The organism is Nostoc sp. WHI (assembly GCF_015714725.1).
Taxonomy (GTDB): Bacteria; Cyanobacteriota; Cyanobacteriia; order Cyanobacteriales; family Nostocaceae; genus Nostoc.
Window position 1 is genome coordinate 1 of the sequence record NZ_WBKM01000324.1, and the last position, 10,421, is coordinate 10,421.

Sequence of the window (10,421 nt, forward strand, 5' to 3'; positions counted from 1 at the left end):
TGGTAATCATTCATTTGTTGAATGACCCGATCGCCAACTCGCAGTATCATCCCACTTCTATTAATCTCCACCTTGGACAGTGTAGGTGGATTAATCAACTGCTGCAATACTGTATTGAGATTACGAGTACCGACTACCCCCCGTGTCATGGGACAAAGCACCTGAACATCAGTCGCCGGATTAAAACCCAGGCCGGGAATCAGGTCAGTAATCACCTCGCAAATTGCTTGTACACCATGCTCCGGCTGATGTCCACCGCCGTGCCACAGACAATCAGACACGGAATTGTCAGATATTGGCTCAATTGTGGGATAGATTCCTCGATTAATTTGGTGGGCGGCGGTGATAATTGCGCTCTGTTGGGCTTGGCGAAATACCTGGGTCAACCGCACCACGGGAACTCGCCCCGAATTGATCAGGTCAGCGAGTATTTGACCTGGCCCCACAGATGGTAACTGGTCAATGTCACCTACCAACAACAGTAGAGCGCCAGCTAATACTGCTTTAACCAAGGAGTAAGCCAGAAACAAATCAAGCATCGATGCTTCATCAACGATAATTGCTGTATGGGGCAAAGGATTCTCACTGTCACATTTAAATCCTCTTGTCCGGGGGTCAAATTCCAACAAGCGATGAATAGTCTTTGCTTCAAGTCCAGTCATTTCACCCAAGCGTTGAGCAGCCCGTCCAGTTGGTGCAGCTAGAGCAATAGATTTACCCATCGCTTTCCATAAACTAACTATGGTGTGGGTAGTGAAAGTTTTTCCAACGCCAGGCCCACCAGTCAAAATCATGATTTTGGAATAAGCTGCTGTTTCTACAGCTTGGCGTTGCTGTTGTGAAAGCTGAATTTTACGGCTGGCTGTAAAGCGGTCAATCCAATCATCCACACGCTCAATGTCAGTGCCAACAGGTTTTTCCAAGCGTTGGCGTATAAGTTGAGCTAAATTCTGTTCCGTATGAAAGTAAGTCGGCTTGTAGCAAAGTAGTGTTTTCTCTTCATCCCACTCTCTAATCAGGTCGTCCGCGAGAGCCATATCTTTAATAATGATCGTGACCGCTTCTTCTGTGGGCTGGTGAGATTCGGTAGTCAGCAGTTTGATTACCGACTCAATCAGTTGGCTCTGTGGTAGGTAACAATGACCATCTTCGGCGGCTTCACTTAGGCAGTGGATAATCCCCGCACGGTAACGAAATTCTGAGTCAGGGGCAATTCCGATATTCCGTGCAATCTTGTCAGCAGTCAGAAAACCGATCCCATAGATATCGGCTGCTAGCTGGTAGGGGTTATGGGTTACTGTAGCGATCGCTTCATCCTTATATTGCTTATAAATCTTCACAGCATAAGTGGTAGAAACGCCATGCCCCTGGAGAAACACCATCACTTCTTTGATCGCTTTCTGAGTTGACCAAGCGTTTTTAATGAGAGTGATCCGCTTTTTAGCAATGCCCTGAACTTCAACTAATCGCTCGATCTGGTTTTCGATAATATCGAGGGTTTCAAGTCCAAAGTGAGCTACGATGCGTTTGGCTGTTACTGGCCCAACACCTTTTATGAGTCCACTGCCTAAATATTTCTCAATTCCAGTGAGAGTGGCTGGTTTGGTTTCTTGATAATTGATGACTTGGAACTGTGGCCCAAATTGTGGATGGTCACGCCAGAAACCAATTAGCTGTAGAGTCTGCCCTGGCTGGATATTAGCAAAGCTGCCGACAATTGTTGTGAGTTCGGTGCTACGGGGGCGGGTCAGTCTTGCCACTGTGTAACCCGATTCAGCAGAGTAAAAAGTTAAACGTTCTACGACTCCGGTGATTGTTTCCTGTTGAGGAAAGGCGTTTATTTGTTGAGGGGAAAGATTAGGAGGAGTGGACATTGCTTATCATCAGATGCCGCCCATCATTATAATACTGGAATTCAGTTGATTGCAGTACATATATACTATAGTATTTTGAGATTACAGTAATAGTAGATGATAAAGTCGAAAATGCTGCTTCGCTTCACCATACGATGACTAAGAGCGCAAGCTATGCAAGCTACGCCTCAAAGGTTGTTAAGAGTGAAATATGTTGTAAAAAACCGTAAATTTTACTCTAATAAAGCTTCAATTTGCCCTAACAACTTTTCTAAAACTTTTGCTTTATTAGGATCTTCCCAGACTTTAGCTTGCTTAACTCGCTGATAGGCTTCCTTCATGCGATTAGTCAGGATATTCGGCTGAGAAGACTTAGGAGGTTGAACTGATTGAATGTAACTTTTGATATCTCTAACTGAAAGATTTTCTTCAATAGTTTTCACTAGAAGTTGATGTCGCTGATCTTCGTCTTTCAATTGAGCGATGATACGGGCTTTGGTATATTCTAGTTTTCCTTGGCGCAAAATTTCTAGAACATCTTTAGGTAAATTTAGTAAAGGTAAGCGATGACTACGAAAACTGTCTGGAGTCACCCTACCTATTACTGAAAATATCTTTTCTACCATTTCCCATTGGTTACGAACAACGTTGTTCGTAGTTTCTGTTTTTTGCTTTTGGAGGTTAGCAATATGATTGAGTAGGGAAATAACTTCTCCTTGAGAGCATTCCAAGCGGATAGATAACAATTGCAAAATAGCTTCAGTTTCCTCAACCGGATTTAAATCTTCCCGTTGCAAATTTTCGAGGAGGGCGACTTGGAAAGCGTCTTGGTCATTGAGATGGCGGATAATAACCGGAATTTGGTCCATTCCAAGAGTTTGAGCAGCACGGTAGCGACGTTCACCAGCGATCAATTCATAATTACCGGATTCTAACGGTCGGACAAGCAGTGGCTGCAAGATGCCATGTTGACGGATAGAAGCAACTAGGCTTTCCATTCCTTGAGTTGAAAAATAACGCCGAGGTTGATGAGCAGCTAGGTGAATTTGAGTTATTAATAAAGATTGTTCAATAGATTCGTTTTCCGGGAGTTGAGGATTATTGGTAACTCCTACTAAGTCAAGGAATTGTCTGGTTTTATTCGGGAATTCCATTTCATCTGCCATTGACAAGCGCCGCTTCGCCATATTACTCCTGTTCTGCCATTTCCCTGACGATTTCTTGATAAGGTTCAATCAATTTTCTTTCTGTGGTATATCGATGGATTGGTTGACGCGCCAAGTTAGACTCTGGAAACTGAACAGACTTAGGAACTGGTTCAAAAATTTTGACCCCAGGGAGTTTAGTTTTAAGAGTTTTGAGAGCATCTTGGGTCGTGAGTGTACGGTCTGCCATTGTAGGCAAGACTCCTAAAATTTGCAAATTTGGGTGAGTGTCTTCATCACGAAGACTTTCGATAGTTTCCAATAATTGTCGTAAGCCTTCCAAAGCAAAGAACTGACATTGAACGGGGATCAAGACTGCATCTGCTGCCATTAGTGCATTTAGAGTCAACATACCTAAGCTAGGTGGGCAATCAATGAGGATATGAGCAAACTCTTGCCGTAAAGGATTCAATTTCTTTCTCAAGATTCGGCTATTATCTGCCGAGGTCAAAATTTGCTTTTCTCCAGATGCTAAAGATATGTCAGCCGGAATCAGCTTGATTCCGTACTCGGTGTCAATAATAGTTTCAAATGCGCTCTGTTTACGATCTGTAAGTACTTCATAAGCAGTCATCTGCCCTGGCTGAATCTTGATTCCTAGACCTGTGGTTAAATTGCCTTGGGGATCAAAGTCAACTACAAGGCAGGAGGAACTTTCTGCCAGCAATCCACTTAGTGCGATAGTAGAGGTTGTCTTGGCTACTCCTCCCTTTTGATTAGTAACTGCGATAATCATATTTTCTTAGTACTATGCAATTTTTGATCAAAAAACATATATATATTAGTTACAGAATGAACTGATTCTATGACAATTTAAGTAGACCGCAAAGATTTTCACAAGTTTTACACCAAAGTAATGAAAAATTAATGCTCTAAATTGCTTGTTACCTAAAAAGCTAACTATACTTTCGTTTTGGTGATGAGGAGCGATTTAGTGAAATAAATTGGCGGTTAAAATACATTCATTTTCCAAAGTTCAGGAAAGAAAGTTCTGATGAAGTCTACCGAGCGATCGCCCAAGCCACCTAAACAACAGTCAAAACCCAACGACCAAAGCCCAAAGCTTGACCTTGTTGCTTATAAACCAGTAGAGAAACAGCAGCCAACCTCTCAGCCTGACATGACTCCCAGTGATGATCGGCCGTCAGTTGAGCAGCCAGATCAAGCAGAGGTGATACCTCCTTTAAAGTCAAAGACAAACGCTGCTGAAAAACCGCAACATTTAGAAAAAAGTAAAGCCAAATGTACCTCTACTGACAAGAGAAAATCCAAATTACCGCAACAGCCCAAGCAACAGGGTCAATTGATAAAGAGCGATGAAGAAGAAGAGTTAGCGCCAGAATGCTGTCAACATATCCAGTTTTTGGACTGCGATAAACAAGTGGGGCGCGTGGTATTCGAGTGTTGGCACTGTCAGCAGGGAATAATCTGTGAGTACACTGGGGAACCTATGATGGGAGAATACAAAGGCCATCCTTCACTAATTCAGGTGAAAGTCCAATGTCCTAATTGTGAGCAGACGGCGATTAGATTAACAACAGGTCAGGTGCTTTCGATTACGGCGATACCTTCACCTTGGCAGCAATGATGGCACACTCCCTCTTCAAGAGTGATTGGTAAAAGATATTTACAACTGATAATGCAAAAGCTGAGATTTTTACCCTCAATAATAACGGCACTGACACTAATTAGTTGCAGCACTACTACTGCTGAACAGTATGAAGCTACAGCACTCACCAGTTACTCCTGGCAAGTCAAGTATGCCAATGATCTAACTAGTCAACCACAGCCACGCATTGAAACCTTTGCGAATACTTCAATTTTGAATAGGAATGGATTGAAACCGACAGGAGCAGTAGTTGGGCCAGATGACCGAGGGTTATGGTGGACTACTTTACCGCCGCGGCCAAATGTTGATGAAGTTGAACAACGCAAAAAATCTCAAGAAGAGGCAGGCAAACCTGAATTAGTCAAAGATGTAAAGTACAAACTGACCTATGGAGTGGGTAATACTCAGCAGACACTACCTACTAATTATGATGTTTATCGGCAAGTAGTAAAAGCTTACCCCCAAAAAACTCCTTTGGAATTGACTTTGGGTGTGAATGATAATTCAGTAGAAAAAGCTGAACCTGTAAGCAAGTAGTAACGCACTCGTTACATAGTCAGCAAGAAGTTAAAGAGCAAGACTGAATTGCTTTTCAACAAAAGATTGACAGTAAAGTATAAATCAAAGAGTCAACGATGATCTAAATTAATTTCTGCTGCGTTGATAGAAAAAATTTCAAAAATTCTTTATGGGGGCTTTATGGGGGCTATATATACCCCAACAAAAGTTCAGGACTTTTGTGATATTTTGACTCCCACATAGCTCCTATATAGGTGTTATATAGGGTATATTTGATTGATTGATATTTTATACCCCATTTAGCCCCCAAGGGGTTATGATAAGCTCTTGAGTTGGGAAAATAAGGGTGAAGTTATTTTATTCTTCTTTCTCTTGCTCTTGCAGATCACTTGAACAGATAATTTTCACAAATTAAAGTGTATTACTTGGAGCAGATGTCAAACATTCACACCTTACAAAAAATTTTTCCTGCGGGTTTCGATAACGGTTATGGAAGCCTTAAACTTTTAGTCGATGGCTTTGAAGTAGTTCGTGTCCCCAGCTATATAACCAATGCCGAGATGGAAGATGTTCCAGGACGTGTAGTTTTTAACGGCAGTGCTTACACAGTTGGAGAGTCAGCTTACCGTACAGGAAATTATTTTGACAGAAACACCGATAATAATGAAAATAAAGTCAATAATGCGTTGTTGACTTTATTTGGTGCGTTAGCACATCTACCACACCGTAAGGCTTGGCATTTAAAATTAGTCGTCAGTTTACATGATGTTGGTCTGGCTAACGAATTACAAAAAGTACTCAGTGGAGAATATCAGCCGATACTTGCAGGCAAACAATCAGACGTGAAAGTAGAAGTGCTGAAAGTTGTGTTAGAGGGAATGGGTGCATTGTTTGGGCATCAACTGCCGAAAAAGTTAACCATTTTAGACTTTGGCAATGGAACAACCCTGTATTCTCGTTACAACCGGGGTCAACGAGAAGTTCACACCGCCTATCCTATCGGTGTAGAAGTTCTCATCGATGATATTTCCCAAAAAATGAAACATTTAAATGGAGGAAAAATCGGGGATGCCTCCAAGATCCGATTTTGTCTAGAAATGGGGCATACCCGGTATAGCCGTGACATCGATATCAAAGATATATACAGTGCAAGTTTAAAAGATTGGTATGAAAAATACTTGAAGAAAGTAGTGAATTTGACACTTGATGCCAAGCACCAAGGGGATGAAATCTGGGCGATAGGTGGAGGCTGCCTTTTACCAGGATTTAAAAAATTGTTAGAGAAGAACGGTTTCAAGATTCTCGACAACCCGGTGGAAGCCAATGTCTTTGGGCTTTTAGAAATGGCGAAAACCATTAGCAGCAAGAATCCAGCATCTACATCTCTTAAGTTATAACAATGGCAGACAAACTTGACTTAACTCCAGAAAAAGTTCGGATCAAAGATAGCTACCGAGAGCGGATATTTGCCGAATCACAGCAACTAGGCAAGAGTTACTTGGAGACGCTTTACTTTATTATTGATTGCTATTTTGCTTTCAGAAAGGGTGCATTTCCGACACAACAAGTGGCTTTCACGCCGACTAATACAGAAGATAACAAAGTCCCCTCAAGGAGTTCAACTCCATTTACAGAGGAGGAAGAAGAAGATTCTGATGGAGAAACATTCAGCCTTGACTTTGATTTGTAACCATCAAAGGAAGTTGGCAACGGTAAAGAAAGGGAATTAGCCTGTGCCATTACATCAGTGAGAGCTAATTCATCAGCGATCGCTTACGGTCGTTCATGTCAGCACAGAGAGGACAGAAATTCCAACTACTGTATTGATCAGAGCAAAAATTCTTGGTGTCAATTAAATAACTCTAAAAACTCTTTAACTACTGCTGTGGCGTTTTCATGGCATTGTTCTGCTGAAAATCTAACTGTAGAAATACCTTGCCGCAAAAATATTCTATCTTTCTTACAATCCCAATTCCTTTGAAATTCTTGACTATGGTGTACTCCGTCAACTTCAAGAATCATACACTTTTGATTGTAAAACACTAAAAAATCTACTTCAGTTTTTTCTCTCATTTTATTATCCTGATTACTAATTGGTAATCCGTTTAATCCTATAAACCCATTTACATTACTGAAAAATGTAAGATTCTGACTAGATAAAACCTTGGCTATTTTTATTTCAGTTTTTGACTTAAATGTTAACCCATTCCATAAAAGGTCTTCTATTACTCTATTTTTTTCAAGTCTGGTACTTACAAGATGTTCTTGAATTTTAATATTATTTACTACTCTTGTTTTTTCCACACTATCATAATAAATAAACCACCAATATTTACTTCCAGCCCCATCACGCTGGTCTGCAAAACCTATATGTAAATGTTTACTAATTTCAAAGTAAAAGCCTGTTTTTTGCCTAGCTTTTAACCAATTATTAACTAGGCTTCTATCGGTAAAATTATAAATTAGTTGAAGATATGTTATTAAAGAATCTGTCCTAACTTCTATAAAAAAAGGCAATTGAGGAGTTACTGAAACTATAGAATCATTGTGTTCTGTACCCTGTGGATTAAAAACAGTTTTAGGAGGAGCTTGCACCATACAACAAAATAATAATTTATTCGGTTGTAGCTACAATCATTTGATTAGTGCAAGAGAGAAATTACATAGAAATTTTTATTGCTGAGGAAATATCCTTAAAAGCTGTAAAAGAATAGCTTCTAAACTGTGCAAAGCTGCGTTAGTAGTACGTTGATGCTCTAAAAAATTCTGTTGGTGCTGTTCATGACTATCACGCAGTTCCAGCAAAACGTCATCCAGTATAGCACTACGGGACAGGACACGATTAGTATTTTCAGTTAGTTCATTTACGTTATCACTAAGATTATCCAGTTTTGTAGTCCGTTCAGAAAGGGCATTAGTATTTACTTCCTATTTTGCAGTTAGCCCAGCTATAGCGGCTGTATTAACCTCTTGCTGTGTCGCTACTCTGACTAAAATTGCTTCGATAAGTTCTAATCGGCTTGGTTGGTTTGGTGTGTTTGTCATGGTATTTTCTAGTTTCCTGCCTCTATTCTAAAAACTCTACACCATTCCATTAGCTGTGAATCTATTGTTTCTCAAGGTACTCGACAACGGTATCTGTAATGGTATCATAGCCTTCATGTTAACCTTGAAGTTTAAGCTATACAGTCACAAGCGAAATAGATACCTCAAGCGGTCAATTAACGCTGCCGGGGTAATCTATAATTTAGCGATAGCGGATTCGGGGGAGTATGTATGTCAAACAAGTTTCTGTGCAATGGCTCAAGCGCCACTTTAAGAGCGATCACTTTGCGAAAAAGAAAGTGAAAATTCTTGAACCGATACATCCAGATGAATCAAAAACAATTAGAAGACTCCATTTTGGAAGCTGTCTCTGACGCGATTGGCAGAGAATGGACAATTGAAGAAAAGCAGTTCATTGAGAATAATTCCAAATTGCTCTCGTCACCTAAAAGAGTGGCTAAATAATTCCTTGAGTGATACTTGTTGGCATCCAGACAACTATAAATTAGTCCAAGACTTAAATACCCCTTCAAACTTCAGTCCCCCCACGATGTTGGAAAATGAAGAAATTTATATTCCTTTTTAAAACCTTTTGTATTTGCTTCGTACTTGATTACGAGCCTTGAAATCAAAGAATAAGCTTTTAAGTCCACAAGAATTAGTAAGTCTTGTGCTTAATAAGCGGGTATTCATTCCAACTAACGATAAAGCACCATCAATTTTAGCTTCTAGGATAAATCTATCTTTGTAAGTCTATTTGTTCCGTTTGAGATTTAGCTAATATTTTATCAATTTGAGTATTAGCATCCTCAAAAGTTTGCAATATCTGTGGAGTTAGTTTATTAGTCTGCACCTGACCAGATTGCAAGTTTAAAATTACCTCCCCATTTTTCTGCGAAATAGTTAAATCCCTCTGCTGGATATTAAAAGCCAAGTCATAAATCTTTCCAAGAAATTGAGTGCCATTCTCATTAGACTTACCCCAGACCATGCCAATCCTTTGAGCAATTTGACTTAGCCGACTTATGGCTTCAAGCTCAAATGTATCTTTATTCATTACTGTCAACGCTTCGGCTGATAATTGCTCACCAGCTTTAAACCCATTTGCCACTTCTACAATGCGTTTTTTGTAATTCTCCGACTTCCCTAACTTATCTGCGGCATTGTACCAATTTCTCAAGTCATCAATAGTGACTGATTGAGGTTGGACTTCTTGATTGGGTACGGCTCTATTTTGTGGTTCAGGAAACGGGACTATAAAACCCTCCACATAATCCCCCAAGGGTTCAAGATGTAGTCCCCAAACCTGCTTTTTTTCGGTGAACAGTTCTGGTAATGCCTTGGGTGAGTGCTTTTCCATATTAGCCCACTGCTGTTGATAAACGGGGTCAGCAATCATATCAGGTGTGATTTGATACTGCTTACCAACTCGAAAGGCGACTTGTTTATCAATGCCTGTCGCCAGAGCTATATCACCCTGTTTAAATCCATACTGTTTGTATGGCTCTTTAGCTCTGGTGGTATGAGTTCGACCATATCCTCTCATCGCATCAATACAAGTGTTTACTGGTAGTGGGTTCGGCTCACCATGCATCATTAAAGGGTAGTTCATCGGAATCGGTTTGCCTTTGATGACAGGAGGGGCGACATTTTGAACATCTTGGGGTGAAGTGGAATGTCGGCTTTGCTCCTTCGGGGATTGCGCTGTTTGTTCTGGTGGTTTCAAAAACTGCGGTCGTGTGGCGAGGGAATTAACTCTTTGTTGATAGTCACTATCCGTTTCAATAATTCCCCCGAATTTCTTGGTCATGTTCTCCAAAGTTTTGGCAGGGATGGAGCTATCAACCAAGTTAAATACCGCTAGACCTTTTTTAGTTTCCCTAATAACATCTTCTATTGGTACTTGCTGCCATTCAACTTTTTGAGCAGTTAACCATTTAGTCACAGTCTCAGCTTTCTGGTTGTCAACAGCCAAGCCCATGACTCCAAGTTTTTTATTTGATTCTGTCGAAAATAAGAAAGTAGGACGCTCTTTAATCTGATGTAGAATTTTCGCACTACTATCAATCATATACAGTTGTTGAGGATTAACTGATTGAGTCCCAAAAGCCTGAAATTCCTTCGTCCACTTCTGGGGATATTCAACGGTATTAGGGTCAATTTGAGCGCAAATAACAGAAAAATTACTTT

9 protein-coding genes and 2 pseudogenes are annotated in these 10,421 nt (G+C 40.4%); 6 read left to right on the plus strand and 5 right to left on the minus strand.

The window, feature by feature from the left end; genetic code table 11:
• From recD2 to F8S12_RS33020, 3 genes are all read right to left on the minus strand, one after another.
• A partial coding sequence (gene recD2 / locus F8S12_RS33010) for an SF1B family DNA helicase RecD2 (RefSeq protein ID WP_196520495.1) occupies positions 1 to 1,874 on the minus strand: 1,874 nt, incomplete at its 3' end.
• Between the two features lie 212 nt (positions 1,875 to 2,086).
• Positions 2,087 to 3,040 carry a ParB/RepB/Spo0J family partition protein gene (locus F8S12_RS33015; RefSeq protein ID WP_196520496.1) on the minus strand — a complete coding sequence of 318 codons (954 nt, stop codon included), beginning with the start codon at positions 3,038 to 3,040 and terminating at the stop codon, positions 2,087 to 2,089.
• A gap of 1 nt (position 3,041) precedes the next feature.
• Positions 3,042 to 3,794, minus strand: coding sequence for a ParA family protein (locus F8S12_RS33020; protein WP_196520497.1), 753 nt, complete (start codon positions 3,792 to 3,794; stop codon positions 3,042 to 3,044).
• 258 nt (positions 3,795 to 4,052) lie between these two features.
• Here F8S12_RS33020 and F8S12_RS41250 point away from each other — a divergent pair, with 258 nt between their 5' ends.
• The 4 genes from F8S12_RS41250 to F8S12_RS33040 all read left to right on the plus strand — a co-directional run bounded on the left by F8S12_RS41250 (position 4,053) and on the right by F8S12_RS33040 (position 6,876).
• Positions 4,053 to 4,646: a hypothetical protein gene (locus F8S12_RS41250; protein ID WP_230968439.1), complete on the plus strand. Its 594-nt coding sequence runs from the start codon at positions 4,053 to 4,055 to the stop codon at positions 4,644 to 4,646.
• 51 nt (positions 4,647 to 4,697) lie between these two features.
• Positions 4,698 to 5,204: a hypothetical protein gene (locus tag F8S12_RS33030; protein ID WP_196520498.1), complete on the plus strand. Its 507-nt coding sequence runs from the start codon at positions 4,698 to 4,700 to the stop codon at positions 5,202 to 5,204.
• A 416-nt stretch (positions 5,205 to 5,620) separates the two neighbouring features.
• Complete coding sequence (locus tag F8S12_RS33035; protein WP_196520499.1) at positions 5,621 to 6,583, plus strand: ParM/StbA family protein; 963 nt, start codon at positions 5,621 to 5,623, stop codon at positions 6,581 to 6,583.
• A gap of 2 nt (positions 6,584 to 6,585) precedes the next feature.
• Positions 6,586 to 6,876: a hypothetical protein gene (locus F8S12_RS33040; RefSeq protein ID WP_196520500.1), complete on the plus strand. Its 291-nt coding sequence runs from the start codon at positions 6,586 to 6,588 to the stop codon at positions 6,874 to 6,876.
• A 158-nt stretch (positions 6,877 to 7,034) separates the two neighbouring features.
• On the opposite strand, the gene F8S12_RS33045 is transcribed toward F8S12_RS33040, so the two are convergent.
• Positions 7,035 to 7,784: a DUF559 domain-containing protein gene (locus tag F8S12_RS33045; RefSeq protein ID WP_196520501.1), complete on the minus strand. Its 750-nt coding sequence runs from the start codon at positions 7,782 to 7,784 to the stop codon at positions 7,035 to 7,037.
• A gap of 562 nt (positions 7,785 to 8,346) precedes the next feature.
• Between F8S12_RS33045 and F8S12_RS41255 the strand changes: the two are divergent.
• Together F8S12_RS41255 and F8S12_RS33055 are read left to right on the plus strand one after the other, a co-directional pair.
• A pseudogene (locus F8S12_RS41255) lies at positions 8,347 to 8,445 on the plus strand (transposase); the annotation flags it as partial.
• Between the two features lie 95 nt (positions 8,446 to 8,540).
• A complete protein-coding gene (locus tag F8S12_RS33055) occupies positions 8,541 to 8,696 on the plus strand; it encodes a hypothetical protein (RefSeq protein ID WP_196520502.1) in 156 nt (51 codons plus the stop codon).
• Between the two features lie 274 nt (positions 8,697 to 8,970).
• Here the strand turns inward: F8S12_RS33055 and F8S12_RS33060 are convergent.
• Positions 8,971 to 10,421, minus strand: a pseudogene (locus F8S12_RS33060) (hypothetical protein); the annotation flags it as partial.

What these genes read in the sequence shown, in the direction of transcription:
- F8S12_RS33045 (WP_196520501.1), bottom strand. Translation starts at nt 7,784, where the DNA reads ATGGTGCAAGCTCCTCCTAAAACTGTTTTTAATCCACAGGGTACAGAA.
- F8S12_RS41250 (WP_230968439.1), top strand. Translation starts at nt 4,053, where the DNA reads ATGAAGTCTACCGAGCGATCGCCCAAGCCACCTAAACAACAGTCAAAA.
- F8S12_RS33015 (WP_196520496.1), bottom strand. Translation starts at nt 3,040, where the DNA reads ATGGCGAAGCGGCGCTTGTCAATGGCAGATGAAATGGAATTCCCGAAT.
- F8S12_RS33035 (WP_196520499.1), top strand. Translation starts at nt 5,621, where the DNA reads ATGTCAAACATTCACACCTTACAAAAAATTTTTCCTGCGGGTTTCGAT.
- F8S12_RS33040 (WP_196520500.1), top strand. Translation starts at nt 6,586, where the DNA reads ATGGCAGACAAACTTGACTTAACTCCAGAAAAAGTTCGGATCAAAGAT.
- F8S12_RS33020 (WP_196520497.1), bottom strand. Translation starts at nt 3,794, where the DNA reads ATGATTATCGCAGTTACTAATCAAAAGGGAGGAGTAGCCAAGACAACC.
- F8S12_RS33030 (WP_196520498.1), top strand. Translation starts at nt 4,698, where the DNA reads ATGCAAAAGCTGAGATTTTTACCCTCAATAATAACGGCACTGACACTA.